This window comes from Marinobacter sp. AL4B, assembly GCF_019916045.1.
GTDB lineage: Bacteria > Pseudomonadota > Gammaproteobacteria > Pseudomonadales > Oleiphilaceae > Marinobacter.
This window is the reverse complement of the sequence record NZ_JAILWZ010000013.1, coordinates 788492-813342: the sequence shown is the minus strand read 5'-3', so window position 1 is coordinate 813342 and position 24851 is coordinate 788492. Positions and strand designations below refer to the sequence as shown.

The following is a 24851-nucleotide window of genomic DNA, read 5'->3' as shown; positions in this document are numbered from 1 at the left end:
AAAACTTTCTCCATCTTGTTTCTCTCACATTTCGTGTATATAGTTGTGGTGTCTCTGGCTAGCTACCAGATGTTGTGTTTTGAGTGAATTTCAAACACATCGTTCAAAAGGTAGCCGGGAATCCGGTGAGAATCCGGAACTGACGCGCAGCGGTATTGGGGAACGAGCGTGGCATACAGACACTGGCAACCGCCGGGAAGTCGCCACACAAGGCCGAACCACAAGGTTCACGCTCCTGAGTCCGAAGACCTGCCAGAGACGTGCTGTTTTCTATCGCCACGAAGAAAACCGCTCGACTGCACCTTCGCGACTCAGGCGCCTGCATTTTGGCACCCTAAGGTGAGCAGCAACGAACATGGCACAGCGACAGCCCGCATGGGTTGATGCTTTGTTCGTCCTGCGTACGCGAAGGTTATAGAACTCACGCGTATTCAGGAGATAACGGTATGTCTGCTACAGCCCAGGCCGAACCACGGCCCGCCTCACCATCCGACACAGAAGCCCTGCAGGTTATTAAGCGCAATGGCAATCTGGTCAGTTTCACCCCCTCTAAAATCAGCGTAGCCGTTACCAAAGCCTTTCTGGCCGTTGAAGGCGATCAGGCTGCAGGATCTGCCCGTATTAACGATGCCGTCCACCGCGTGACCGAACAGGTTGTGCAGGCGATCAGCCGCCGCCTGAAAGCCGGTGGCCGGGTTCATATCGAAGACATTCAGGATCAGGTTGAGCTGGCCCTGATGCGCGCCGAAGAACAGAAAGTGGCACGTGCCTACGTGTTATACCGTGAAGAACACGCCCGTGAGCGCGCCCAGCACGAACCGGTGGAAGCGCACCCCCATCTCACCGTAAAACAAGCCAGTGGCCGCACTGTGCCGCTGGATCTGGGCCTGATGAAACGCCAGGTCGAACAGGCTTCCGAAGGGTTGGAAGGCATTGAAGGCGATTCGTTGGTGGAAGAAGCCATTCGCAATCTCTACAACGGCATCGACGAAGCTGAAGTCCTGAGTGCCCTGATTATGACCGCTCGTGGCCGTATCGAACGCGAGCCAGACTACAGCGCCGTGACCGCGCGTTTGTTGCTGGAACAGTTGCGCCTTGCAAGCGTCACCGCACTGAATCTTGATATTAGCCTGAGCCTTGCCGACGTTTATCCACAGGCCCTGAGCGCGTTCATTCACGCCGGTATTCGTTACGAGCTGCTGGATGAAGCTATGGCCGCGTTTGATCTTGAACGGCTGGGTGCGGCAATCAAACCCGAGCGTGACCAGCAGTTTGGTTTCCTTGGTTTGCAAACGTTGTACGACCGTTACTTCCTGCACTGGAAAGGCGACCGTCTGGAACTGCCACAGGTATTCTTCATGCGCGTAGCCATGGGCCTTGCCCTGCGTGAAGATGACCCCAACAGCCGAGCCATCGAGTTCTACAACCTGTTGTCCTCGTTCGACTACATGGCGTCCACGCCGACACTGTTCAACAGCGGCACCCGCCATTCCCAGCTGTCGTCTTGCTACCTCACCACCGTGGGCGACGATCTGGAAGACATCTACGGCGCCATCCGTGACAATGCCATGCTCTCCAAGTGGGCTGGCGGTTTGGGTAACGACTGGACACCCGTGCGCGCACTGGGCTCCCGCATCAAAGGCACCAATGGCCAGAGCCAGGGCGTCGTGCCGTTTCTGAAAGTGGTCAACGACACCGCCGTTGCCGTAAACCAGGGCGGCAAGCGCAAAGGCGCTGTGTGTGCCTATCTGGAAAGCTGGCACCTGGACATCGAAGAGTTTCTGGAGCTGCGTAAAAACACCGGTGACGAACGCCGCCGTACCCACGACATGAACACCGCCAACTGGGTGCCGGACTTGCTCATCGAGCGTATGCGCCAGGACCGCGACTGGACGCTTTTCAGCCCCAGCGACGCACCCGATTTGCATGACCTATACGGCAACGAATTCCGCGAACGTTACGAGCACTACGAAGCACTGGCTGCCGAAGGCAAGATCGAACTGTTCAAAACCATTCCGGCCAAACAGCTGTGGCGCAAAATGCTGACCGTGTTGTTTGAAACCGGTCACCCGTGGATCACCTTCAAAGACCCCTGCAACCTGCGCTCACCGCAGCAGCACAAGGGCGTGGTTCACAGCTCCAACCTGTGTACTGAAATCACTCTGAACACCAGCGCCGATGAAATCGCGGTCTGTAATCTGGGCTCGGTGAATCTGGCGGCTCACATCGCCAACGGTGAACTGGATGTGCAGCGCCTGGAGCGCACTGTAAACACCGCCGTGCGCATGCTCGATAACGTAATCGACATCAATTTCTACGCTGTGCCCCAAGCGCGCAATTCCAACCTGAAGCACCGCCCGGTCGGCCTTGGCCTGATGGGTTTCCAAGATGCGCTCTACGCATTGGGCTTGCCGTACACCAGCCCGCAAGCGGTGGAATTCGCCGATGTGGCCATGGAACAGCTGAGCTACTTCGCCATCCGTGCATCCGCTGAGCTGGCTGCAGAGCGGGGCGCCTATGAAAGCTACGAAGGTTCCTTGTGGAGCCAGGGCATACTGCCCATCGACTCCATCGAATTGTTGAAAAGCGCGCGCCGGGAAGGCGATATCAGCGTGAACACCGACAGCCGTTTGGACTGGGCACCAGTACGCGAACTCATCGCCCAGCACGGTATGCGCAACAGCAACGTAATGGCCATCGCGCCCACCGCTACTATTTCTAACATCGTGGGGGTGTCGCAATCCATCGAGCCGGCGTACCAAAACCTGTTTGTGAAATCGAACCTTTCCGGTGAATTCACCGTGGTGAACCCTTCACTGGTGCGCGACCTCAAAGCCGAAGGCTTGTGGGACAACGTAATGGTGAACGACCTCAAATACTTCGATGGCAGCGTGCAGCAAATTGAGCGCATACCCACGGAACTGAAGTCCCGCTACGCCACTGCGTTCGAGATAGACGCCCGTTGGTTGGTGGAAGCGGCCTCCCGCCGTCAAAAATGGCTGGATCAGGCCCAGAGCCTGAACCTGTACATGGCCGAACCCAGTGGTAAAAAACTGGACGAGCTGTACCAACTGGCGTGGGAACGGGGCCTGAAAACCACTTACTACCTGCGCTCCCTGGGTGCCACCGGCGTGAACGAACAAGCCGCCCCGGTTGCCGCGCCGCAGCCACAAGTGTGCAGCATCGACGAACCCGACTGCGAAGCCTGTCAGTAACCACTTACTTATTCAGAGAGGCATAACCATGTTGAATTGGGACGACGAAACCAAACCAAAAAGCACGCCCGCTGCTGACAGCAGCGTGGCGCCGGTAAACGTTGACGATAAACGTGTGATCAACGGCGAAACCGACGTAAACCAGTTGGCACCGTTCAAATACCCGTGGGCTTGGGAGTTCTTCATGAACGCCAACAAAAACCACTGGACGCCGCTGGACGTGAACATGGCGCAAGACGTTCACGACTACCACCACCGCCTGAACCCGGCGGAAAAGCATGTGTTCGAAAACGTGCTGGCCTACCTGACCACCTCCGACATTCTGGCCATGCGCAACATCGGCCTGGCGGTGATGGAGAAAATGACCGCGCCGGAACTGCAAATCTACCAAGCGCGCCAAGTGTACGAAGAGGCCCTGCACACCTGGACCTACCAGCACTGCATTGAAACCCTGAACCTGGACCAAAGCGAAATCTACAACCGCTACCGCGTGGTGCCGCAGATTAACGCCAAAATCCAGATGGCTAACCGCCGGTTGGATGCCGCCATGCGCCCCGACATCAACCTGCGCAACAAAGACGATCTGCAAGAATTCGTCATGTCGTACCTGTTCTTTGCAGCGGTGTTTGAAGGTTGCTGGTTCTACAACGGCTTTAGCCCGATCTTTGCCTTGCAACGCCGCGGTTTGATGCGCGGCACCGGTGAGCAGTTCCAGTACATCCTGCGCGACGAAGCCATGCACTTCGCCTTCGGCCTGAAAGTGGTCAACCAGATACTGGAAGAAGAAAACATCAGCCTGGACCCCAAAGCGGTGCGCGAGATGTGGGAAGAATCCGAAGCCGCCGAACACGACTACGCCAACTACATCCTGCGCGACCCGATACTGGGCTACTCCGCGGAATACCACACCGAACAATTCCGGTTTGTGGCCAACCGCCGAGCCCGTACCGTAGGGCTGGAAGAGCCGTTCCCGGGCGCGAAAAACGTCTCGCCCTGGCTGGATGAGCAAGCCACCATGCGCAAAGAAAAGAACTTCTTTGAGACACGGGTGATTGAGTACCAGACCGGGGCTCAGCTGGAGTGGTGAGACCGCGCTGCCGGCTTATTTGCCCACCGGAATAATCCGGTCAGTCAGGGACATCTGCCGCGGAAGGAACCACGGCAGATGGCAAATCCGACAGAGCAGCCAGTGCTGCCTCCTGAACCTGATCCGCCGGAACAACCTTACCGGAGGCTTTGGAGGGCAGGGCGCGGGTTGCTGTGGCAGAGGCCACCACCGTTGGGTTATATCCCAAGGTAAACGCCGCCCGGGCGGTGGAATTCACACACATATGCGACATGAACCCGGCCAGGATCAGATTCTGGATGCCCGCTTTTTTCAGTTGCTCGTCCAGATCCGTCTGGGCGAATGAACTGGGAACATTCTTCGTGATGACCGGCTCGCCTGCCACCGGCGCCACCACATCGGCTATTTGACCAATCGGGGCATTCAGATCATAGGGTGAGCCTTCACCCGCATCGTGCTGAATATGAAAAACCGGGCGCCCGGCGGCGCGAAAGCGCTCCAGCAACGCTTTGCATTCCTCCAACGCTGGCTCCACGCCATCAAGCTTCATCACGCCTTCACGATAGGTATTCTGGGCATCGATAATGACCAGGGCAGAATCGCTGATCGGGCTGGCGGCATTGCCCAAGCCCACGATGTCTCGCAGAGTTGTCAGATCGCTCATGATGTATCCTTCACTGTTGGCAACCGCCCAAGCCAGTAAGTTAATGGGGTTGCTATGAATAATGGGCTTCAAAGCCCAGCCAAAGAGGCCTATATACAGGTACGTTACCGGGCCGCTGGTAGCAAACGAATCGACATAACGGGTGAATTGCCTGCGACTCGGGTATCAGTACTTAAGTTCTGGATCCAGTGGAGTTTGAAACCATCAACCCAGCGGGCTGCGCACCCCCGCAAAGCCCTGGCCCAGCACGTGGGTATAGATTTGGGTGGTACGCAGGTCTGCGTGGCCGAGTAGATCTTGCACAGTACGGATATCGTTGCCGCGTTTTAGAAGTTCCGTGGCGAAGGTATGGCGGAAGGTGTGGCACCCTGCAGGTTTGCCGACTCCGGTCGCAGTAACCGCCACCTTTATCGCTTTTTGCACTGAACTCGTGTGAATGTGGTGGCGAACTACCTTACCGAAGTCGTTTTTGCACAGACTGTGCGAAGAAAACAACCATTGCCAATCCAGTGACATATCTGCACTGGGGTACTTGCGGGCAAGCGCAAACGGAAGGCTGACTGGTGTTTGGAGGGAGAGGTCTTTTTCTTTCCAAGCCTTTCGAATGGAAGCAATCTGCCTTTCTAATTCAGAAATCAGCGTGCTTGGCATGAGCGTTGTTCTGTCTTTTGCGCCTTTACCATCCCGCACAATGATGACCTGGTTACTGAAGTCAATATCCTTCACTCTTAAACGGCAAGCTTCCGTTACCCGCAAGCCAGAACCGTACATGAGCGAAGCTAAAAGGCGATAGGGTTCTTTGAGGTGTGCGATTATTGCCATAGCCTCATCGTGGGTGAGCACAACGGGCAAGCGCTTTGGTTTTTTTGAGCGGACAACGGAACCGATTTCCCCGAGGGGGATGTCGAGAACTTTGGAGTACAGAAACACAAGAGCGTTTAAAGCTTGGGCCTGCGTTGCTGCAGCTACGTTGCGGTTAACGGCTAGCCAGGTGAGGAATTCATTTACTTCTTTTGGCCCCATATCCTTGGGATGCTTTATCTGGTGAAAGCGGATATAAAAACGGATCCAGTACCAATAGGATTTTTCTGTACGAATGCTGTAGCGATTAACCCGAATGACCGCGCGAACCTGATCCCGAAGGCGCGGTTGAGGTTGTATGCCATCCATGTTGGCGTACCTTTGATTGTAATCTTTGATGCTGTTTATTTGTACAGTATTATTGGTTTCACGAAAACGAGAAGTCAAGCGATTACGTGGTGGGGCAGCCAAAACTGCGCTAACCTGTTGTTAAAGTTGAGACTAGAGGCGCGGCGCGGATATGAAAAAGTGGCATTATCGAGAACGCACTTTTTTGCAATATCGCGGAACGCGGTCTAGTTGCTGTTATGTTTAGGGGGTAACAGTAACTATGGAAAGTAGTGAAATAATCTTGGCGTGTGTCATTTCCGTTGTTTTTGGTTTTGCAGCCAGTTGGCTTTTTTGGCTGAATCAACGGAGTCGAGGGAAAAAAATTAATGAAAAAATTAGGGAGCTTGAGTACAAAGAGAAGCTTATAGATAGTATTGGGAATGGTTATAAAAGTCTCATACAGCACGGCTTTAGGGCAATCTCTTTTTCCCTGTTCCTGGTTTTCTCATCGGTAACAGCGATTTTGGCAATCAAGGTGTTTCCTTATCCTTTGCCAAAGGCTGCTGAAGTTTTTGTCTGGTCAATGTCAGTCCCAGCGTGGGGCGCTGCCGCCGCCATATGCCTCAGCGTATTCAATGATATATCCAGTTTAAAAGACATTGATGCAGCGAAAATGAGATTGCAAAATAAAAGAGCCAAGCTCGAAAAAAAGCTTTAATTGCCAACAAACATAACCAGTGCAGGCACGGCGACGCCCACTACATTGCGCCTTTGGCTCCATTTCGCAGGCGCGCATGCTGCAAGCGTTATGCACGAATAAGGAGCTGACGTGCTTCGGGTAATATCAGTATTTTTATTTAGTCTTTTGGTCATGTCTCAAGCTTCCGCTGAGCAATCTAAAAATTATGAAAAAGTTGTAGATGCAGTTGCTTTCAAATCAAAAATAGTCGGCACAACATGGTCATATCGCTGGAGAGATCGAGAGTATATTTTTTCGTTTAGCCCCGATGGCAGTATAGAAAAACTTAATAGTTGGTCTGGTGTTAGTTGGGTTGTTAATCAGCCTCGCGAAGTGATCTTAGATGCAGGTTCCCAAAAAATGTATTTATTTTTTAACTCAGAGGCTTTGAGATTTAAAACCGTTGATTGGGATGGACAAAGAGCAACTGGCGTCAGAGTTTTTGAAGATTATCAGTAAATTGCATAACAAGTCACGGAAGGCGGACGCGTAAGACGCGCCGCTTCGTTCAGCGTTACGTATAAGGGCATTCAATGAGTAGTATTCTCGAAAACCTCTCTTATGTTCTGCCAGTAGTTATTACTGGCGTTATGACTGTCTTTCTGTGGTTTAGAAGAAAAACCGAGGTTGAGTTCAGGGAAATATCTAGGAGCATTAGCTACCTAGATGACGAAAAAAATAAGAAAAATGACAATATTGAGAAGCTGGTGATGCGAGGCGATGTAGAGCTTCGCGTATTAGAAGAAATTACCGACGCAAGTCCAAGGCATTATTTTTTCGGTAGGGGGAAATCTACAAGAGAAATAAAGCTTGAACGTGTAAAAAATGATCTGCGAGAAATTTTACGCGATTCTATTGAGTCGGAAAATTTCACTGAAATCAAAGAGCGTATCCTCAAACTCTTGGACGAAATCGCCGATAATCTTCACGAAATTCGGCAACGGGTTCCATTTGACGGCCTTGAAGACCCTGAGCGGTCTCTGCTTATCGACTTAATTGAAGAGATTGAACCATCCAAGGAAATACCACGACAGAAAGCTCAGCAGCTCGCAGACATCATTAAATTGAAACATCAAGATATAAAGAAGTTGCAGCTTGAAAATTCAAAAGCTGCTGGATGGACCCGCTGGGGTACCGTTGGTACGGTTTCCTTCGGGCTTTTATCGCTAGCTCTTTCCATTTACACAATATCCACGTAACAAGGCAATCAAATTCGTTCCGGCTTACGGCCTCCACCGGACGCCCTAGTCAGGGCGCCGCTTATTGCTGGCGTTAAGCACAAGGAAGAGCAATGGATTCAGCCGTAATCATCTCTTTTTTAATCGCGTTCATTGCTTGGCGGGAGTGGTCTACAAATAGACAGCGTCTCAAATTCGAGCTGTTTGATCGCCGCTATGAGGTTTACCTGGTGATAGCCGAAGCTTTGGCCAATGTTGGCGTGGAAGGAAAGGTAAGGCCGGGTGCTGAGTTTGATTTCCTACGCAAAACGAACAAGGCATATTTTCTATTTGGGTGCGCCTTATGGGTAAAGTATCTCATCGATGATGTTTATAAAAAGATGGTCAACCTACAGCGAATCGAGGCAGAGCTTGAATCTGCCGAGGGTCAGCAGCGGAAGCAGCTCGTTCAGGAATCCCAAGAGGTGAAGAATTGGATGGAATGTACCCTTCATGAGCTTGAGGAAAAGTTTGAATATTTCCTTAAGCTCCGGCATTGAAATGCTTAACAAGTCATTCCAGTTCGTTACGGCCCTGGTGGGCCTCCACCGGACGCCCTAGTCAGGGCGCCGCTGAATATTGGCGTTATGGATAAGGGAGTATTCGTGAAGACCTATAAATTGTTGGCGGCTGATGGAACCACAATCATTAGCGAAACACCTGGAACCTTGGGCGGTAATTCTAAAGCTGGAATTTACGGTCGCCTGGATTGCACGGCAGCCAATGGTGCTCTTTCTAAAGGCTATGCGCAGCACCGTGTCTTCTTCGCTAATGAGCAGGACGCAATAGAAGCAGGCTACAGACCATGCGGTAGGTGCATGCGTGCAGAATATAAAGAATGGAAATCTGGTCCAGAGGGCAATGGAAGCTATCCATGGAAACAACTCCCGAATTAGCAATCCATAACAAGCCGCTTAAGGTCGTTCCCGGCCTGTCGGCCGTCCACCGGACGCCACTGTCGTGGCGCCGCTTAGCTCAGCGTTATGTATAGAGGACTATGAGAGCACTCATCGAGATCGTTATTAAAGTTTTTGCCGCGTACTTGGCCCTTAGCACTGTGGGAAACTATGTGCCTCTTGCGTTTGTTCCTGGGGCCTGGAGTGGGCCAAATTCACCAAACATTGGATATTTGACAGCAGGCGTCTTGGTACCCATCGGTATTGGCATTATTTTATGGCTTAGAGCCCCGAAAATTTCCAAGAAAGCTTTTTCTACCGAAACACCAGGACCGATAATTCCTGAGAGTGGAATTGTAGCCGCAGGAGTGTTTTTGATCGGCGTTTATTGGCTCATCCGCTCGTTTAGTGTTGTGGTGACTCAGCTAAGCGCTCAGGCACCGATAAATTATGGTTGGTGTGTGGTTTTGATTTTGTCTTTCGGCTTGATTCTTGGTAACAACGTATTAGCCCAGATATTCCGAAAACTTCGTACTGCGGGAACCAATACATAACCAATCGCTTAAGTACGTTCCCGGCCCGAGGGCCGTCCACCGGATGCCCTTGTGAGGGCACCGCTTAGCTTGGCGTTAGGGCATAGAGGAGTATATGTGAGTCTTGAAGAGTTTCGTGACCGATTACAACGGCAAAAAGAACAAGACAAACCTAATACAGTCTTTCCCGAAGGATGCTACGGAGCATCGAACGCGCCCCTAGTTTTTGTTGGACCGAGCCCAGGGGGCGGCGAAGTAGATGCAGAATATTCTGCAAGAAACTTTGATGCTAATGGCGCTTATTGGAATTTTGAATTTAATGAGCCATTTGAAGAATGGAGTAATGGATTTAGGACCTCGTTAAAACCGATAGTCGAAACTGTCCTTCAGCTACCGTTATCTGAAGGTTCAAATAAGCTATTTGCATTCGTTAATTTCGATTGGATTCAAAATCCAGACTCATCACAAGTGCCCATGTCTAGAGTTAATGAGGGAAAAGCTGTTGTTTTAAAAGTATTGAAAGAAATTCAACCTAGAATTATTGTCGCCCTAGATACAAAAGCATATAAAGCTTTAGTCCAGGTTATCAAAATAGATTATTGTTTGGTTGACTTGAAAAGTCAGAATGTGAGAATTAGAACAGCAAGCCCTAATAGCTATCATCGAGAGGTAAAAGCACATTTGATAGAGGGCCATGGAGAGTTAAATGGATCTGTATTCTTAAAATCACCCCAGCATCCTGCTCGGATTTATAACGCTGATTATGCAGAAAGGGTATCAATAACCCTTCGAAAAGCTTATGAAGCAGTGGTTAACTCGGAGGAACTGTGCGTTCATCTGGATTAGCCCTAACAAGCGCGTCAATTAAGACGCTCGCAAGCTCATGCCTATTACTCGGGCGTTATATGCATGGAGGTTCAATGAAACAATTCTCCTTTGAATCAAGTTCCTCCCAGCGAGATGAGCTTATCGCATTAACCAAAGGAAGTTACCTTTCTGACGCAAGTTTAAAAAATTTATGCGGCTTGGTTTTGGTTTTAAGGAAGTATCTTCAGGAATCGAAGCCCGGCACATTTATTCGGGAAGATTTAAGACTAGCCGTAGAAAACACTGAAGCTACCATTCAACTCAGAAGATCTGAAAAAACATGGTTTGAAAAGCCCATCGGGCTCATTGGTATAAGCTTGTTTGTTACCATTCTAGGCGGCCTGTACGTGCTTCATTTGGCTAATTGAGATGCACATAACAATCGCATTAAATCGCTCGCAGGCTCGCAGGGACAGTAACATGTAGGCACTCTGTCGCTTCGCTCCAAGTTTAGCCTACGTGTTACTGCCCTTTAAGCGGGCGTTATGCATAGGGAGAGATAGGTGCCACTGTTTGAAACAGAGAGGTTGATTGCAAGGAAGCTGTCCCATCAAGACGTTCCGGTGCTTACCGCAATGCTCAGTGATCCAGAAGTCATGAAGTTCTCCGTCCGTGGAGTTTGTGACGAAGAAGCCACCCGAAAATTCGTTGATTGGTGCCTTCAGTGTTACGCCTCTCGTGGGATAGGGCCATGGGCATTGTGTGAAAAAGAATCAGGGAATTTTATCGGCTTCTGTGGCGTTGGGCCGGAGTTGGTTGGCAATGCTGAGGAGATCAACCTAGGTTATCGTCTGGCGCGTAGGTTCTGGCATCAGGGGTATGCAACAGAAGCTGTAAAAGGTGTTCTCCAGTATGCTTTCGACCAAAAACACTGCGAGTCGGTAATTGTTATTATCGAGCCGGAGCATACAGCTTCGGTCAGGGTCACGGAGAAGGTCGGGTTCGAAGACTATACGATTCGAGAGTTCCATGCCCGACCTGTGCGGGTGTATCGAATGTCGTGCGACGACTGGGCACTGCATAACAAATTGTTGTAGTGCGTTCCGCGCCTAGCGGCCCTACACCCGACGCCTACTGCGCTGTGCTCTGTAGTCGCCGCTAAACAAAAGCGTTATATCTTACAATCAAATACAGGTAACCAATGAGATATTGGCTACCTGACAGGCTTAGTTTCGTCCTGCTATCACTCCTCCATCAACATCCCAAATAGCCCCGGTAACCCAACTTGCTTCATCACTTAATAAAAAGTTAACTGCTTTGGCTATATCTTCTGGCTGACCTATTCTCCCTATTGGGTGAAAACCGTTAAAAGTGGCTAGTGTTTCATCCATTGCGTTAGGGTCAATAAATGATTCGAATATCGTTGATTTTACTAAAGCGGGTGATACTGCATTTACTCTAATATTATGATCAGCTAATTCCATTGCCATATGTTGAGTAAGCGCATGTAAACCTGCTTTTGCCATTGAGTATGCTGAGGAAGGGGTAGCTTTAATCGCTTGTTTTGCCCACATAGAACCGATATTTACGATAGATCCTCCGTCATGAGCAATCATGTTTTTTGCAACTGCTTGTGATACGAAGAAGATAGCTCGGTTTAATTCTTGATAGACATCATAGTCGTCATTACTATGTTCAATAAATGGAGTTGGTTTAAAATAACCTGCAGAATTTAATAAATATTTAATCTGCTGATTATTGCTGTTAACAAATTCAATGATATTTTGAACATCTTCTTCTTTGTATAAATCTGCTTGTAGTGTTTCAACACTTCCATATTCAGAAAGCTTCTGACTTGCTTGGTTTAATTTTTCTAGATTTCGACCGACGATGGTTGTTTTTATGCCACGCTTCAATAATAATTTCGCGCTTTCAAATCCCATTCCACTTGAACCACCTATGATAAGTGCTGTAGGTTGGCTTGTATTTTTCATCTGGTAATCCTTTTGGGTTTGTGCAAAGTGAAATGAAAGATTACAAGTATTCGTTATGCCTAAAAAGTAGGTACAATTGAGTAACGTAGGTACAATTAGGTACATCTTTATGATTAGTAACAGAAAAATATTTTTGAGAAACTCTCCCCCCGAACGAAGTGCGCGAATGGTAGAGAGTGTTTTTCGATGTAAGTGGTCACTTACGGTGTATCAGCTTTTGGCGGAAGATATCAATCGCCCAGGAGAAATGGTACGAAGTGTTGAAGGGTTATCAACAAAAGTACTTAATGAATGCCTTAGAAAAAACATTGAATTTGGTATCATTAAGCGAATTGAATACAACGAGATTCCGCCAAAAGTTGAATATTTAGTTACGCCTTTTGGTCAAAAATTTATTCGGATTCTTGATCAATTAAAAGAATTACAAAATGAAATGAATGTGTAGTTCAAGGGTATAACAAGGCGCTGCACTCGGACAATTTTACGCTGTACTACAAATTGCCGGTGAGCGCGGCGTTATGCAGGGCGTTCGTCTTGACGCACGTACGTAAAGGCGTACAATTGGTTAAAAGTTAAACACGCAAGAGGTGCGTCATGACCGGAATCACAGCAACTGAGGCGCGCAGCAATCTTTATCGGTTGATCGACGAAACTGCCGAGTCCCACCAACCAATCATCATCATGGGTAAACGAAACAGAGCCGTCTTGGTGTCCGAAGAAGATTGGTCTGCAATTCAGGAAACACTGTACCTATTGTCCGTACCGGGCATGCGGGAGTCTATTCGTGAGGGGATGGATACCCCCGTGGATGAATGCGATGAGGAGCTGGACTGGTGACATGGAAGTTGGTCTATACAAAGCAAGCCCAGAAAGATGCAAAGAAGTTGGCCTCCAGCGGCCTCAAGCCAAAAGCCCAGGAACTATTAGCGCTGATAGCGGAAGACCCATACCGCAAGCCGCCTCCATTTGATATGCTCATTGGTGATCTTGCGGGGGCCTATTCACGCCGCATCAATATTCAGCATCGTCTGGTCTACCAAGTGCTCGATGACGAGCGAGTGGTGAAAGTTCTCAGGCTCTGGAGCCACTACGAGTAATGCATAACCAGCCGCTGTTGCCGGACAATTTTCCCACCGCTTTGCGGCCGCAAAATTGCCGCAAAGCTTCGCGTTAGCTGGGCGAGACCTCGATCAAGGAGTTTGAAGGAATGTATGTACCGAGCCACTTCAAGGAAGACGACACAAGCAAGCTACAGCAATATATTCGGGACTACGGGTTTGGTCTGCTGGTAGTCGCGGATGAGGGTGGAATTGAAGCCAACCATGTCCCCTTTCATCTGATTTCTGGAAAAGATGGCTCCCTTGGGCAGCTTCAGTGTCATCTGGCTCGAAACAATCCTGTCTGGCAGCGTTTGCATGATGGCGCTCGGGTTCTTGCAATTTTTCAAGGGCCTGATGCCTACGTGTCACCCTCATGGTATGAGACCAAGGCAGAAACAGGTCGTGTTGTTCCAACATGGAACTATTTGGCTGTCCATGTAGAAGGGACTGCTCGCGTTGTTGAGGATTCGAACTGGTTGACACATCATCTCCATCGACTTACAGACCAACATGAGTCGGGCATGGGCAATCCCTGGTCCGTTGATGATGCACCAACAGATTTTACCGAACGCTTGGTACAGGCGATCGTTGGTGTAGAAATCGAGATTGAGACTCTTACAGGTAAGCTGAAAGCAAGTCAGAACCAACCAGAAAAGAACCGGGCCGGTGTCAAAGCAGGTCTTGAGGCTGGAGCCGCAGCGCACAACCGTGCCATGGCTAAGTTCATCAGCTAACAAATGGCTGTTGCCGGGCGGTTTCTCCGCCGCTCCGCTCCTCCAAAACCGCCGCAAAGCCCGTAGGCACTTGAAGCTTTACTCCGTCAACGACATTGAATCCAAACAACTTGCTCACTATATTCCTTTAGCATTGGAGGCTGCGAGAGCAGATTCCTAATAATCACAGGCACGGCAACGTCTGCTACATTGCGGCTTCGCCTTCATTCCGAAGCCGCGTATGCTGTTGGTGTTAAAACGTAAACACAGGAGGTCACATGCAACGGATCGCATCACAAATTATTCTGCGCGTTAATCTGCTCTTTCTATCCCTGCTCTCTAGCTTTGCCCTTGCCGGAAACTCGGCCCCTGAAGACTATCTCGAAAGTAGCTCACTGGTGCTGGAGGTTCGGTACTGCGAGTGTCAGGCCACCAAAACCGATAGTGCACCCTCTGAGCTGTTGCCAAATTTTCTGAAGAAGTCGCGCCTTTTAAAGACTGGCGTATCGGGCGAGGACAAAGGTTTTGCTTCTTCAAATGAGTTGTCCATAGGTTATGAGCTCAAGCCAGTCGCAGGCTCGCCCGACCAATTTCAATTCAATTATGCTGGCAATTACACTACGAGCAATGGGAACAATGCTGGCAACGGGTCGTTGCTGCTGGTTCAAGGGCAATGGGTCAATCTTTTCGGTTCGCGGCAGGAGAGCGAAGCTGGATCGCAACACAGCAATGTTGTGGTGAGGTTGGCTAAGCCCGGTGGTTCCTGATGGGCCGCCGCTTATTTCAGCGCTAGAACCCAGGAGAAGCCTTTGAACAATACCGGAAGTAAACTAATTGTAGTGCTATCGGCAATTGTGTTTGTTGCCTATGGGTTCGGTTTTGCCTTGGCTCCGGGGTATCTTTCCCAAGCGGTAACAGGTTCGATGCCATCATCGGCATCGGGCCTGATTGACATGCGCGCAACCTATGGTGGGATGTCAATTGCGGTTGGTGTTTTGCTCCTTTTGCTGTCCCGTTCTGACCTGCGCCAAGGGCTCATCGGAGTCTTGCTTTTGATGCTGTGCATGGCCGTTGCACGCGCCTATGGAATCTTGACTGATGGAACGGCGAACACCCTGATGTATGCCTATCTTGTGTTGGAAGTCGCAATCGCATTTACCGCTGGCGTCCTAGCGGCGCGGGCTGGGAGAAATGGCCTCTAATACAGCGTTATGCACAGAGAGATCGGTTACTATGCCTGAGCTAATCGTAAGCCATCAAAGGCAGATGCCGGGAATCTGATATGCCAATTCAAATTAAGTCCAATTCACCGCTTCGATCGTTGCCCGAAGATTACTGTGCCGATGGAGCGGATCGTTGGTTCGAAATTACCGATGGCTTCGATAAGGGTAAAAAGCTGTTCTATTCCGACTATGGTCCAGCGAATGGGAAAGCCGATAAAACAGTCTTGTTCGTCCACGGCAACCCAGAATGCTCGTACACTTTTCGGCATGCCCGAGATGCGTTGCTGGGTCAAAATCCAGACCTGAGAATCATTTGTCCCGATCATATTGGTATGGGCATTTCGGATCAGGCTGATTTCGAGATGGTGGATATGCACCATTCGGCAAATCTTAGATTGCTGATTGAGCACTTGGATTTACGCAACGTCGTTCTGGTGGTCCACGATTGGGGCGGCCCAATCGGCGTTGGGGCCTTCCTGGACCAAATGGATCGGGTAGACGCCCTCGTGGTGCTGAACACCACCATCTTCCCAATGCCTTCGGAAGGGATTACGTATGCAAATTGGCCACTAAAGCTAATGCCATGGAACAGTTTCGGGTGGCTTATTCCGGATAGGTTATGGGGCGGAGTGGCGGCATTCGTATTGCAGGAAGCTAACCCAGGTTCGTTGGCAGCGCTGTATGGGAAGTCCCTTGTGTTTCAGGGCCGTTTTGCACTCCGGCGATTTTCGAAGGGCACTCCGGCTTATGTCTTTTCCGAGTCGTTGAGAAGTAGCGCCAACGCTCGAAGTTCAAAACGTAATTTGCTTCAAACGCCGTATTGGGGGCATGGATACGAATACGAAGATAAGACACATGGGACGCAGAACAATCACGAGTTCTATCGCAAAATGCAGGAACAGCTTCCGAAATTCTGGGGGCCAGAGGGGCGTAATATTCCCGTGGCAGCCCACATTGGAGAATACGATCCATGTGGTAAGAAATCAGTCAGGGAGCAGTGGATTGAAGCATTGCCAAGAATGGCCGAACACTTGCACGTTTATCCGGACATGGGGCACTTTATCGAAGAATACAAAGGGCCAGAGATCGCACAGAGTATAGTGGCCTTGGTTACCGGACTCCGGTAGGGTTCGAAGGAACGAACGGATTGGGCGTGTCTGATTTAGGGGGAATACCATCCCCGGCCCACCGAAAAAAAACAAATGTTAGTGAGTCAGTATGAAAACTACAGAACCTCAACGTATTCCGCGTAAAGCATTTGTTATCCTTTCGTTTCAGATTATTGCTTGGCTCGCCATTTTATCTAACTTCTTCTCGGATTTTACTTCGAATAACGATGCCGCGGGTGCGGGCATAGCGCATGGCTTCGCGATTATATTGGTTACTGTTCCATGTATGATTTTTATATTTTTCACGACATTTTATTTCTTTAAAAAATCTTTACCAACAAGGTTTAGATATGTTGCTACGTTCAACTATGTAGGCCTGCTTACTCTTGCTATGTTAATAAGCTGGTAAGCTTTAGCGAGGAAAGCTCAGCAACGCCCCAAAATCCCAGTCAAAACATGAAAAATTGGGGCGTTAACATGGGCTGCATTGCCCACAATCAGGATTGCATTTACTTCACGTATTTCTTAAACGCATCATCTACGGGCGTATCGGCAAGGTGATTCGTGTAGTTGCTCATCACTTTCTGAGATAGGCCTACAATAATTTCAAGTAGCTGCTGCTTGCCGTAACCCGCTGCAAAAAACTTCTCGATTTGCTCATCGCTGATAACACCGCGCTCACGCGTCATAGCGAGCGTCGTTTCACGCAGGGTTTCCAGCTTAGGATCTGCCAGCGGTGTTTGGTTAACAAGCGCATCAACAATGTCCTGATCAACCTTCATTGAAGCGGCAATTCCGCTGTGTGCAGGAACACAGTAATGACAATCGTGTTCTACGTTAATGGACTGCCAAACCACGGTTAGCTCTTCAGCATTAAACGAGGTTTTTTGAAACAAGCCATGCAGTACTTGGTAGCCCTTAAGCAGCATGGGTGCTTCTGCCATGACCGCATGGAGGTTAGGGATCATGCCAAACCCGGCTATGGAATCCTCCAGTAACGGCTTCGCTTCTTCTGGTGCGTTTTCTTTGGTGTACAGAGTAAAGTCTGTCATCAGTCACTCCTAACGGTTTTGGATGATTTCGGGAGCCACTGTAGTTGTATTTGAGCGATTGCTCAAGTTAAAATTGAGCAATCGCTCATTTTGGTAGAAGAAAGTATGGCAAATAAGGTCAAGTTCGAGCGCGAAAGCGTTGTGCGAGTTGCTAGCGAGCTCTTCTGGAAAAAGGGTTTTCACGCAACATCCACGCGTGATTTGCAAGACGCCGTGAACATGCGCCCGGGTAGCATATACTCAGCATTTGGCTCGAAAGAGGGGCTGTACAGCGAATCTCTGAAAGCTTACACCGTATTAATGAAAACCAAGATCGAGGGTTTTGTAGCCGGCTCTGATTCGGTACTCGGGGGGTTACGCGCCTTTGTGGAAAGTGTGATCGTTAAAGAAAAGAGCTGTAGCCCGAGTGCTATTTGTATGTTGGTTAAAGCCAATGGTGAGTTTTCTGAAACGGAGTCTCCGTTACGCAATCTAAGTGTAGATTTGTCGGCTGAGTTTGAGGTTTATTTAACGAAATTGTTTGAACAAGCAATCAGTCGTAGAGAGCTGAGCAGCCGTGTGTCGGGGCTGGAGTATGCGCGTTTTTTTCAAGTTCAATTTACAGGGTTGCGCAGCTATTTTAATCGTCCGGGTGTAGACCATTTGGCCGAGCCTATGATCGATCGAATGTTTGCCTTGATGGAGTCGTTATAGGGTTTTCTGAACGCCAGAAAGTCGTCAATTTAATCAGTCGGTGAAGCATTGGATGATGAATAAAAATACGATAAAAATCAGTGCTTGCACCGTTTTTGCGCTTCTGGCATTTGCGGGGAATTCCGTGCTTTGCCGCTTAGCCTTGGGCGGAAACACCATTGATGCAGCCAGTTTCACGACGATAAGGCTTCTGTCTGGCATCGCCATTCTGATGGTCGTAGTTGCCATGACGAAGAAACCAAAGAAAAGCCAACCTAAAGGGAGTTGGTTGGCCGCATGTATGTTATTTGTCTATGCGCTGGCTTTTTCGTATGGATACCTTTCTCTAGACACCGGCACCGGCGCGTTAATCCTGTTTGCAGCGGTTCAAATCACCATGATTGCCGTTGGTGTTGTTTCCGGGAACCGGCTTCATTTTGCCGAGTGGTTGGGGCTATTCATTGCCTTCTCAGGTTTCGTTTATTTGATCTTGCCTAGCGTCACCACACCATCTCTGACGGGGTTCCTGCTCATGACGCTTTCGGGTATCGCATGGGGCGGGTACACGCTCGTTGGAAGGTCTTCAACGCAGCCGCTTGCAGACACGGCTTATAATTTCTTGAGAACGTCACCTTTTGTTCTGATCTTGCTTGTTTTCACGCTGCAGGATGCTGAGATAACCCAGCAGGGTGTTCTGCTAGCGATAGTGTCGGGTGCCATTGCCTCTGGCGCGGGCTACGCGGTGTGGTATTTCGCACTCAGAGGGTTGTCGGTGACGCAGGCGGCTGTGGTTCAGTTGTTTGTTCCCATCATCGCTGCGGTGGGAGGTGTCATCGTCGCCCAAGAGGCGATTACTCTGCGCCTAGCTGAATCATCGGCTTTAGTGCTTGGAGGCATTTTAATCGTCATCCTGGGCAGGCATTATTTTGTCTCGCGTGCGGTCGGTTCTCCAGCCGATTGAACGTTTGAAAAACGGACAAATAATAGGTTAACTGACGCTTTAATATGGATCCTTCAACTGTTTTAGCCAGGTAACCTATTATCACTACCTCGTTGCATCGTTTGTACTCCTTCCGCCGTTGCCCCTACGCCATGCGCGCCCGCCTTGGTCTGGTGTTTGCTGGTTTGCAGGTTGAGCTGCGGGAAATCGTCCTGAAAAACAAACCCGCCCAAATGCTGGCCATCAGCCCAAAAGGCACGGTGCCTGTGCTGGAGTTGGTTGAGGATGACGGCAGCCAACGCAGGGTGATTGAGGAAAGCCGGGACATTCTTGAATGGGCGCTGCGGCAGAGCGACCCGCACGGATTGCTCAACACCGACCGGGCCAGCGCGAGTGCCCTGATTGAGCGCAACGACAACGAGTTCAAGCACTGGCTGGACCGCTATAAATACGCTGATCGGCATCCTGAAAGAAGCCAGCTTGAATATCGGCAACAGGGCGAGGTGTTTTTGCAGGCGCTTGAAGATAGGCTGGCCCACAGCACATACCTGCTGGGGGACCGTATCAGCATGGCCGATATTGCCGTGATGCCGTTTGTGCGCCAGTTTGCTCATGTAGATCGCGAGGTGTTCTACAGCCTGCCTTACGCCAAGCTTCAGAAGTGGCTGCGCGATTGGCTGGATCACCCAGTGTTTCAGCAGGTCATGGTCAAATATCAACCGTGGCAGGAAGGCGATGACATTGTGATCTTTCCACCCCTAACTCAAAGAGGCGGTTTATGAACATTCAGGATCTTCTGGGTATTGAGTTTCCCATTATTCAGGCACCAATGGCGGGCGTTCAGGGTAGTGAGCTGGCGATTGCGGTATCTGAGGCCGGGGGCCTGGGTTCTCTTCCGTGCGGAATGCTCGGTATAGACGCTATGCGTAAGGAATTGGCGGCGATCAAGGCTCGGACAAACCGGCCTTTCAACGTGAATTTCTTCTGCCATACCCAGCCTGAACCTGATGCGGAACAGGATGAAAAGTGGAAAGCAGCTTTGTCGCCCTATTATCGGGAGTTTGGTATTGATTCGAACGCCATAACGGCCGGGGCCGGGCGCTTGCCCTTTGGTGGGGAAGCCGCTGATGTGCTGGCGGAGTTTGAACCGGCTGTTGTCAGTTTTCACTATGGCCTGCCCAATCAGGATTTACTGGACCGGGTGCGCGCATGGGGCGCAAAAATTCTCTCTACGGCCACCACAGTAGACGAGGCCCGTTGGCTGGAAGCTCAGGGTGTAGATGCCATCATTGCACAAGGGCTGGAGGCAGGCGGGCACCGCGGAATTTTTCTGTCGGAAGATCTCAACAGCCAGCTCGGAACGTTTGCACTCGTGCCACAAATTGTTCAAGCCGTAAAAGTGCCGGTGATTGCGGCAGGTGGGATTTCAGATGCAAGCGGGGTAGCGGCTGCTATGGCGCTGGGTGCAGCGGGGGTGCAGGCGGGAACGGCTTTTCTGTTGTGCCCGGAAGCCAACACAAGTGCACTTCATCGGGCGGCTATCAAAAGCGATGCCGCGGCAGTAACGGCTTTAACGAACGTGTTTTCCGGGCGACCGGCCCGAGGCATTGTGAATCGCATTATGAGCGAACTGGGGCCGATCAGCCCGGCAGCGCCAGCATTCCCGCTGGCTTCGGCGGCTTTGGGCCCTCTGCGTGCTGCTGCGGAGCAGGCCGATTGTGGCGAGTTTTCACCGTTGTGGGCAGGCCAGAACGTGAGTGGTTGTAAGGACGTTCCCGCGGCCGATCTCACTCGGGCGCTGGCAAAAGGCGCATAGAGGCCGCATGATTGCGCCAACTGACACCTGAGCCCTGTTTAAAAGGTTTTACTATGAGCTACGTGTACCTCGCCCTTGCCATTTTTGCCGAAGTGGCCGGCACGGCTGCCCTGAAGTCCTCTGAGGGTTTCACCAATTTAGTCCCCAGCATCATCGTGGTGTTGGGTTACGGTATGGCGTTTTATTTCTTGTCGTTAGTGTTGAACGAGATTCCTGTAGGGGTGGCCTATGCCATTTGGTCTGGGGCCGGTGTGGTGTTGATTTCGGTGCTGGGTGTGGCCATGTTCGGCCAGAAATTGGACCTGCCTGCCATCGGGGGCATGGCGCTGATAATAAGTGGGATTGTGGTAATGAACGTGTTCTCGTCGTCGGTTCAGCATTGAGCGCGTGACTTAGGGTACTTGGCGGCTCTGAGTGTCGGAATTTTTTACATATACGCTTCCTGAAGCGTCCGTTCTGAATGCGCTGAAGCAAAGATCTGTTTGAAAAGTGGTCATATTTTCCGTTCTGGTTCGGGTATTGCTTTTGAGTAATCGAGAACTCAGAAAGGGAATAAAGGAATACGCCATGAATAAAACAACAGGTTTTCTCATCACGGCTGCATTATCCGGAGCCCTCTTTACCGGCGGCGCTTTGGCCGGTCCTACCATCGATCTGGACTATACCGGCGCTACACACGGTTATAAGTCCGGCTCGTTGAGCGACACCGCAACCTCCAAAAATTACAACGTTTATGCGGGCATGTTTGCATTCAATACCAGTAATCCGGTGGGTGCGTCGCCTATTACCTGGTCGAGCAAGCTGGATGCTTTTTGTATTGAGCTTGATACCTACTTGGATAAATCCAACACTACCTATGAGCTGCAAACGGCTGCCAGCCATTTTGGCGATGCGGGACTGGTTTCGTCGATCACCAAGCTCTATACCGGGTATGAGAGCAGTGTGTCGAATGCGAGTACGTCTGCCGCTTTTCAGCTGGCTCTTTGGGAGCTGATTTACGAGACAGACTCGTCATATGGCATGACCACCGGCACCTTCACATCGAGCAACTATAGTGGGGCTCGGGGGATTGCGGATGGTTGGCTATCAGGCTTGGGTTCGCAGAGCGAAGGCTTCGATATGTACGTGCTGACCGCACCGAAGTCGCAGGATCTTCTGGTGTTTACACCTCGTCCGCCGATTAGTGTGCCAGAGCCAGCGTCACTGGCTTTGTTAGGGCTGGGCCTGGTTGCTTTAGGGCTTCGTCGCCGGAGTGCCCGAGGCTAAAGGCGGCTCTGTGAGCCGGATAACTGATGAAAAGGAGTGCACATTGCACTCCTTTTTACGTGAAAGGTAGACTTAAGCGGACCTTCCGGCGGAGTCTAGTGGTTACAATCCCTATTGCTAATATTTGTTAAGCTCCTACCATAGATCATCACGTTGACGTTGCATCAGGAGATAGTTCAAATCTATCTCTATCTTTTGAATAATCAATTTTACCAAAAGTGTCTCGTTGCCTATTCTAGGCACCGTAGATTTTAAACACGCACGTGTACCAACAGGAGAAATTCTGAGATGGGAATTATTAACAGCGAAATTAAACCGTTTAACGCAACCGCCTTCAAACAGGGCGAGTTTGTAGAAATCTCTGACGCAGACGTGAAAGGCAAGTGGGCGATCTTCTTCTTCTACCCAGCCGACTTCACCTTCGTTTGCCCGACTGAACTGGGCGACGTTGCAGATCACTACGAAGAGCTTCAGAAGATGGGCGTTGAAGTATTTTCCGTGTCCACCGACACGCACTTCACCCACAAAGCATGGCACGACAGCTCTGAAACCATTGGTAAGATCAACTACTACATGGTTGGCGACCAGAACGGCAGCATCACCAACAACTTCGGTGTGATGCGTGAAGGTCAAGGCCTTGCAGACCGCGCTACCTTCCTGATCGATCCGGATGGAATCATCCAGGCGATGGAAATCACTGCTGAAGGTATCGGCCGTGACGCAGACGATCTGATGCGCAAAGTGAAAGCCGCTCAGTACGTTCGCAACAATCCTGGCGAAGTTTGCCCGGCTAAATGGAAAGAAGGTGAAGCGACTTTGGCTCCGTCTTTGGACCTGGTTGGCAAGATCTAAGTTTTGCCTTATAGGTAAAGCGAATGAAAGGCCCGCCATGCGGGCCTTTTTTTTGGGAGTTTGGTAGGGGCTGGCGGAAATAGAAGAATAGGGATTTACTATCAAATGCTTTTGGCTAATTAATTTGAGCTTTTAATAGTGAGTCTTTATCTTAGAGACATATTCAGTTTGCGATCTTTAATCACGCAAACATTTGATTTCACCTGTGTTGAGGGGAAGAGCCAAAATGTTAGACGCTAATATCAAGCAACAGTTGAACGCATACATGGACAAGCTGCAGCAGCCGATTGAATTGGTAGCGGCGTATGACGACAGTGACAAGTCCAAAGAGCTGAAAGAGTTACTGGATGAGCTCGCGAGCATGTCAGACAAAATCAGTCTGCGTGATGAAGAATCTGCGGAGGTGCGTCGCCCGTCTTTCGCCATCAACCGGGTAGGCTCCGATGTAGGCGTGAGCTTCGCCGGTATTCCGATGGGCCACGAGTTCACCTCTTTGGTACTGGCGCTGTTGCAGGTGGGTGGTCACCCGTCGAAAGCTTCCCAAGACCTGATTGAACAGATTCAGGAGTTGGACGGAGAGTTCGAGTTTGAAACCTACTTCTCGTTGTCGTGCCAGAATTGCCCAGACGTGGTGCAGGCTTTGAACCTGATCAGTGTATTGAATCCGAGTATCAAGCATACCGCCATCGACGGCGCTCTGTTCCAGGAAGAAGTCGAGCAGCGCGAAGTGATGGCAGTGCCCAGCGTGTACCTGAATGGCCAGTCTTGGGGCCAGGGCCGCATGACGTTGGAAGAGATCGTCGCCAAGCTGGATGCCAACGCCGGCGCGAAAGAAGCCGAGAAGCTGAACCAGAAAGACGCGTTCGATGTGTTGGTGATTGGTGGTGGCCCGGCCGGTTCTGCGGCCGCGATCTATGCGGCTCGTAAAGGTATTTCGACCGGTTTGGCGGCTGAGCGTTTTGGTGGTCAGGTGGGCGATACCATGTCCATCGAAAACCTGATTTCCGTGCCTTACACCGAAGGCCCGAAGCTTGTGTCTGCCATGGAGCAGCACGTGAACGAATACGACGTAGACGTGATGAACCTGCAGCGTGCCGAGAAGTTGATTCCGGCCGCAATGAAAGGCGGTTTGCATGAAGTGCGTCTGGCGAATGGCGCCTCTTTGAAATCCAGAACGGTAATTCTGTCTACCGGTGCCCGCTGGCGCCAGATGGGCGTTCCAGGTGAAGAAGAGTACCGTAACAAAGGTGTGGCTTATTGCCCGCACTGTGACGGCCCTCTGTTTAAAGGTAAGCGCGTAGCAGTGATTGGTGGCGGTAACTCTGGCGTCGAAGCGGCCATCGATTTGGCCGGCATTGTCGGCCACGTCACCTTGATCGAGTTCGGTGAGCAGATGCGTGCAGACGAAGTGCTGCAGAAGAAATTGCGCAGCCTGAGCAATGTGGACGTTGTTACCTCCGGCCAGACCACTGAAATCGTGGGTGAAAACGGCAAGGTCAGCGGCCTGAACTATAAAGACCGCACCACCGGTGAAGAGCACCACGTCGAACTGGAAGGTGTGTTTGTACAGATTGGCTTGGTACCGAACACCGAGTGGCTGAAAGGCGACATCGAGCTAAGCCAGCACGGTGAGCTGGTCATCAATGAGCGCAACGAAACTTCGATTCCGGGTGTGTTCGCTGCCGGCGATGCTACCACGGTGCCGTACAAGCAGATTGTGATCTCTATGGGCGAGGGTTCTAAAGCGTCTTTGAGTGCCTTTGACTTCTTGATTCGTAACGAAGCTCAGTAACAGCCGAGCCAAGCCTGACAGCGTCAGGCTGACCCCTGAAACCGGTACCCGCAG

30 protein-coding genes and 1 riboswitch are annotated in these 24851 nt (G+C 50.5%); of the genes, 26 read left to right on the top strand and 4 right to left on the bottom strand.

What is annotated here, in order from left to right; all coding sequences use genetic code 11:
* The first annotated feature begins 64 nt into the window (after positions 1 to 64).
* Positions 65 to 272: riboswitch (cobalamin riboswitch) on the top strand.
* 174 nt (positions 273 to 446) lie between these two features.
* Together K5L82_RS14095 and K5L82_RS14090 are read left to right on the top strand one after the other, a co-directional pair.
* Positions 447 to 3215, top strand: coding sequence for a ribonucleoside-diphosphate reductase subunit alpha (locus tag K5L82_RS14095; protein WP_133007001.1), 2769 nt, complete (start codon positions 447 to 449; stop codon positions 3213 to 3215).
* A gap of 28 nt (positions 3216 to 3243) precedes the next feature.
* Positions 3244 to 4302, top strand: coding sequence for a ribonucleotide-diphosphate reductase subunit beta (locus K5L82_RS14090; protein ID WP_223134580.1), 1059 nt, complete (start codon positions 3244 to 3246; stop codon positions 4300 to 4302).
* 40 nt (positions 4303 to 4342) lie between these two features.
* Here the strand turns inward: K5L82_RS14090 and K5L82_RS14085 are convergent, their stop codons facing one another.
* Together K5L82_RS14085 and K5L82_RS14080 are read right to left on the bottom strand one after the other, a co-directional pair.
* Complete coding sequence (locus tag K5L82_RS14085) at positions 4343 to 4945, bottom strand: cysteine hydrolase family protein (RefSeq protein WP_223134579.1); 603 nt, start codon at positions 4943 to 4945, stop codon at positions 4343 to 4345.
* A 204-nt stretch (positions 4946 to 5149) separates the two neighbouring features.
* A complete protein-coding gene (locus tag K5L82_RS14080) occupies positions 5150 to 6115 on the bottom strand; it encodes an integron integrase (RefSeq protein WP_223134578.1) in 966 nt (321 codons plus the stop codon).
* 241 nt (positions 6116 to 6356) lie between these two features.
* On the opposite strand from K5L82_RS14080, the gene K5L82_RS14075 reads away from it, so the two are divergent.
* The 9 genes from K5L82_RS14075 (at position 6357) to K5L82_RS14035 (ending at position 11365) form a co-directional block, all read left to right on the top strand.
* Complete coding sequence (locus K5L82_RS14075; RefSeq protein ID WP_223134577.1) at positions 6357 to 6794, top strand: hypothetical protein; 438 nt, start codon at positions 6357 to 6359, stop codon at positions 6792 to 6794.
* 111 nt (positions 6795 to 6905) lie between these two features.
* Positions 6906 to 7274 (top strand): hypothetical protein, encoded by a 369-nt coding sequence (locus K5L82_RS14070; protein ID WP_223134576.1) that lies wholly within the window; start codon positions 6906 to 6908, stop codon positions 7272 to 7274.
* Between the two features lie 74 nt (positions 7275 to 7348).
* The gene (locus tag K5L82_RS14065; protein WP_223134575.1) at positions 7349 to 8014 is read left to right on the top strand and encodes a hypothetical protein; all 666 of its coding nucleotides are present in this window, start codon (positions 7349 to 7351) and stop codon (positions 8012 to 8014) included.
* Positions 8015 to 8106: 92 nt separating this feature from the next.
* Positions 8107 to 8532: a hypothetical protein gene (locus K5L82_RS14060; RefSeq protein WP_223134574.1), complete on the top strand. Its 426-nt coding sequence runs from the start codon at positions 8107 to 8109 to the stop codon at positions 8530 to 8532.
* Between the two features lie 105 nt (positions 8533 to 8637).
* On the top strand, positions 8638 to 8928 hold the full coding sequence (locus tag K5L82_RS14055; protein ID WP_316933402.1) for an Ada metal-binding domain-containing protein: 291 nt from the start codon (positions 8638 to 8640) through the stop codon (positions 8926 to 8928).
* Between the two features lie 101 nt (positions 8929 to 9029).
* The gene (locus tag K5L82_RS14050; protein ID WP_223134572.1) at positions 9030 to 9482 is read left to right on the top strand and encodes a hypothetical protein; all 453 of its coding nucleotides are present in this window, start codon (positions 9030 to 9032) and stop codon (positions 9480 to 9482) included.
* A gap of 96 nt (positions 9483 to 9578) precedes the next feature.
* Entirely contained in the window at positions 9579 to 10307 is a 729-nt protein-coding gene (locus K5L82_RS14045; protein WP_223134571.1) for a hypothetical protein, read from the top strand.
* Positions 10308 to 10381: 74 nt separating this feature from the next.
* The gene (locus K5L82_RS14040; protein ID WP_223134570.1) at positions 10382 to 10696 is read left to right on the top strand and encodes a hypothetical protein; all 315 of its coding nucleotides are present in this window, start codon (positions 10382 to 10384) and stop codon (positions 10694 to 10696) included.
* Between the two features lie 135 nt (positions 10697 to 10831).
* Positions 10832 to 11365, top strand: a complete 534-nt coding sequence (locus K5L82_RS14035; protein WP_223134569.1) for a GNAT family N-acetyltransferase — start codon at positions 10832 to 10834, stop codon at positions 11363 to 11365.
* Between the two features lie 129 nt (positions 11366 to 11494).
* Here the strand turns inward: K5L82_RS14035 and K5L82_RS14030 are convergent, their stop codons facing one another.
* A complete protein-coding gene (locus tag K5L82_RS14030; RefSeq protein WP_223134568.1) occupies positions 11495 to 12262 on the bottom strand; it encodes an SDR family NAD(P)-dependent oxidoreductase in 768 nt (255 codons plus the stop codon).
* Positions 12263 to 12371: 109 nt separating this feature from the next.
* Between K5L82_RS14030 and K5L82_RS14025 the strand changes: the two genes are divergently transcribed.
* The 7 genes from K5L82_RS14025 (at position 12372) to K5L82_RS13995 (ending at position 16425) form a co-directional block, all read left to right on the top strand.
* Complete coding sequence (locus K5L82_RS14025) at positions 12372 to 12707, top strand: winged helix-turn-helix transcriptional regulator (RefSeq protein ID WP_223134567.1); 336 nt, start codon at positions 12372 to 12374, stop codon at positions 12705 to 12707.
* Between the two features lie 149 nt (positions 12708 to 12856).
* Positions 12857 to 13099, top strand: a complete 243-nt coding sequence (locus tag K5L82_RS14020) for a type II toxin-antitoxin system Phd/YefM family antitoxin (RefSeq protein WP_223134566.1) — start codon at positions 12857 to 12859, stop codon at positions 13097 to 13099.
* Positions 13096 to 13359, top strand: a complete 264-nt coding sequence (locus K5L82_RS14015) for a Txe/YoeB family addiction module toxin (protein ID WP_223134565.1) — start codon at positions 13096 to 13098, stop codon at positions 13357 to 13359. The genes K5L82_RS14020 and K5L82_RS14015 overlap by 4 nt, the downstream gene beginning before the upstream one ends.
* A gap of 110 nt (positions 13360 to 13469) precedes the next feature.
* Positions 13470 to 14096: an FMN-binding negative transcriptional regulator gene (locus K5L82_RS14010; RefSeq protein WP_223134564.1), complete on the top strand. Its 627-nt coding sequence runs from the start codon at positions 13470 to 13472 to the stop codon at positions 14094 to 14096.
* A gap of 257 nt (positions 14097 to 14353) precedes the next feature.
* Positions 14354 to 14842: a hypothetical protein gene (locus K5L82_RS14005; protein ID WP_223134563.1), complete on the top strand. Its 489-nt coding sequence runs from the start codon at positions 14354 to 14356 to the stop codon at positions 14840 to 14842.
* A gap of 42 nt (positions 14843 to 14884) precedes the next feature.
* Positions 14885 to 15277: a DUF4345 family protein gene (locus K5L82_RS14000; RefSeq protein ID WP_223134562.1), complete on the top strand. Its 393-nt coding sequence runs from the start codon at positions 14885 to 14887 to the stop codon at positions 15275 to 15277.
* A gap of 80 nt (positions 15278 to 15357) precedes the next feature.
* Positions 15358 to 16425 (top strand): alpha/beta fold hydrolase, encoded by a 1068-nt coding sequence (locus K5L82_RS13995; RefSeq protein ID WP_223134561.1) that lies wholly within the window; start codon positions 15358 to 15360, stop codon positions 16423 to 16425.
* A 491-nt stretch (positions 16426 to 16916) separates the two neighbouring features.
* On the opposite strand, the gene K5L82_RS13990 is transcribed toward K5L82_RS13995, so the two are convergent.
* A complete protein-coding gene (locus tag K5L82_RS13990; protein WP_223134560.1) occupies positions 16917 to 17459 on the bottom strand; it encodes a carboxymuconolactone decarboxylase family protein in 543 nt (180 codons plus the stop codon).
* A gap of 90 nt (positions 17460 to 17549) precedes the next feature.
* On the opposite strand from K5L82_RS13990, the gene K5L82_RS13985 reads away from it, so the two are divergent.
* From K5L82_RS13985 to ahpF, 8 genes are all read left to right on the top strand, one after another.
* Positions 17550 to 18152, top strand: coding sequence for a TetR/AcrR family transcriptional regulator (locus tag K5L82_RS13985; RefSeq protein WP_262492659.1), 603 nt, complete (start codon positions 17550 to 17552; stop codon positions 18150 to 18152).
* 52 nt (positions 18153 to 18204) lie between these two features.
* A complete protein-coding gene (locus K5L82_RS13980; protein WP_223134559.1) occupies positions 18205 to 19092 on the top strand; it encodes a DMT family transporter in 888 nt (295 codons plus the stop codon).
* A 92-nt stretch (positions 19093 to 19184) separates the two neighbouring features.
* Positions 19185 to 19853, top strand: coding sequence for a glutathione S-transferase (locus K5L82_RS13975; RefSeq protein ID WP_262492658.1), 669 nt, complete (start codon positions 19185 to 19187; stop codon positions 19851 to 19853).
* On the top strand, positions 19850 to 20887 hold the full coding sequence (locus K5L82_RS13970) for an NAD(P)H-dependent flavin oxidoreductase (protein WP_223134557.1): 1038 nt from the start codon (positions 19850 to 19852) through the stop codon (positions 20885 to 20887). Before K5L82_RS13975 ends, K5L82_RS13970 begins: the two co-directional genes overlap by 4 nt.
* Before the next feature lie 53 nt (positions 20888 to 20940).
* Positions 20941 to 21270 carry a DMT family transporter gene (locus tag K5L82_RS13965; protein WP_133007012.1) on the top strand — a complete coding sequence of 110 codons (330 nt, stop codon included), beginning with the start codon at positions 20941 to 20943 and terminating at the stop codon, positions 21268 to 21270.
* Between the two features lie 184 nt (positions 21271 to 21454).
* On the top strand, positions 21455 to 22153 hold the full coding sequence (locus K5L82_RS13960) for a PEP-CTERM sorting domain-containing protein (RefSeq protein ID WP_133007013.1): 699 nt from the start codon (positions 21455 to 21457) through the stop codon (positions 22151 to 22153).
* 288 nt (positions 22154 to 22441) lie between these two features.
* On the top strand, positions 22442 to 23005 hold the full coding sequence (gene ahpC / locus K5L82_RS13955) for an alkyl hydroperoxide reductase subunit C (protein ID WP_133007014.1): 564 nt from the start codon (positions 22442 to 22444) through the stop codon (positions 23003 to 23005).
* A 226-nt stretch (positions 23006 to 23231) separates the two neighbouring features.
* Positions 23232 to 24797: an alkyl hydroperoxide reductase subunit F gene (ahpF, locus tag K5L82_RS13950; protein ID WP_223134556.1), complete on the top strand. Its 1566-nt coding sequence runs from the start codon at positions 23232 to 23234 to the stop codon at positions 24795 to 24797.
* Positions 24798 to 24851: the final 54 nt, after the last annotated feature.

Bases quoted from the DNA above. Each gene is read 5' to 3' on its own strand.
- K5L82_RS14095 (WP_133007001.1), top strand. From the start codon at position 447: ATGTCTGCTACAGCCCAGGCCGAACCACGGCCCGCCTCACCATCCGAC.
- K5L82_RS14090 (WP_223134580.1), top strand. From the start codon at position 3,244: ATGTTGAATTGGGACGACGAAACCAAACCAAAAAGCACGCCCGCTGCT.
- K5L82_RS14085 (WP_223134579.1), bottom strand. From the start codon at position 4,945: ATGAGCGATCTGACAACTCTGCGAGACATCGTGGGCTTGGGCAATGCC.
- K5L82_RS14080 (WP_223134578.1), bottom strand. From the start codon at position 6,115: ATGGATGGCATACAACCTCAACCGCGCCTTCGGGATCAGGTTCGCGCG.
- K5L82_RS14075 (WP_223134577.1), top strand. From the start codon at position 6,357: ATGGAAAGTAGTGAAATAATCTTGGCGTGTGTCATTTCCGTTGTTTTT.
- K5L82_RS14065 (WP_223134575.1), top strand. From the start codon at position 7,349: ATGAGTAGTATTCTCGAAAACCTCTCTTATGTTCTGCCAGTAGTTATT.
- K5L82_RS14060 (WP_223134574.1), top strand. From the start codon at position 8,107: ATGGATTCAGCCGTAATCATCTCTTTTTTAATCGCGTTCATTGCTTGG.
- K5L82_RS14050 (WP_223134572.1), top strand. From the start codon at position 9,030: ATGAGAGCACTCATCGAGATCGTTATTAAAGTTTTTGCCGCGTACTTG.
- K5L82_RS14040 (WP_223134570.1), top strand. From the start codon at position 10,382: ATGAAACAATTCTCCTTTGAATCAAGTTCCTCCCAGCGAGATGAGCTT.
- K5L82_RS14030 (WP_223134568.1), bottom strand. From the start codon at position 12,262: ATGAAAAATACAAGCCAACCTACAGCACTTATCATAGGTGGTTCAAGT.
- K5L82_RS14025 (WP_223134567.1), top strand. From the start codon at position 12,372: ATGATTAGTAACAGAAAAATATTTTTGAGAAACTCTCCCCCCGAACGA.
- K5L82_RS14020 (WP_223134566.1), top strand. From the start codon at position 12,857: ATGACCGGAATCACAGCAACTGAGGCGCGCAGCAATCTTTATCGGTTG.
- K5L82_RS14010 (WP_223134564.1), top strand. From the start codon at position 13,470: ATGTATGTACCGAGCCACTTCAAGGAAGACGACACAAGCAAGCTACAG.
- K5L82_RS14005 (WP_223134563.1), top strand. From the start codon at position 14,354: ATGCAACGGATCGCATCACAAATTATTCTGCGCGTTAATCTGCTCTTT.
- K5L82_RS13995 (WP_223134561.1), top strand. From the start codon at position 15,358: ATGCCAATTCAAATTAAGTCCAATTCACCGCTTCGATCGTTGCCCGAA.
- K5L82_RS13990 (WP_223134560.1), bottom strand. From the start codon at position 17,459: ATGACAGACTTTACTCTGTACACCAAAGAAAACGCACCAGAAGAAGCG.
- K5L82_RS13980 (WP_223134559.1), top strand. From the start codon at position 18,205: ATGATGAATAAAAATACGATAAAAATCAGTGCTTGCACCGTTTTTGCG.
- K5L82_RS13970 (WP_223134557.1), top strand. From the start codon at position 19,850: ATGAACATTCAGGATCTTCTGGGTATTGAGTTTCCCATTATTCAGGCA.
- K5L82_RS13965 (WP_133007012.1), top strand. From the start codon at position 20,941: ATGAGCTACGTGTACCTCGCCCTTGCCATTTTTGCCGAAGTGGCCGGC.
- K5L82_RS13960 (WP_133007013.1), top strand. From the start codon at position 21,455: ATGAATAAAACAACAGGTTTTCTCATCACGGCTGCATTATCCGGAGCC.
- ahpC (WP_133007014.1), top strand. From the start codon at position 22,442: ATGGGAATTATTAACAGCGAAATTAAACCGTTTAACGCAACCGCCTTC.
- ahpF (WP_223134556.1), top strand. From the start codon at position 23,232: ATGTTAGACGCTAATATCAAGCAACAGTTGAACGCATACATGGACAAG.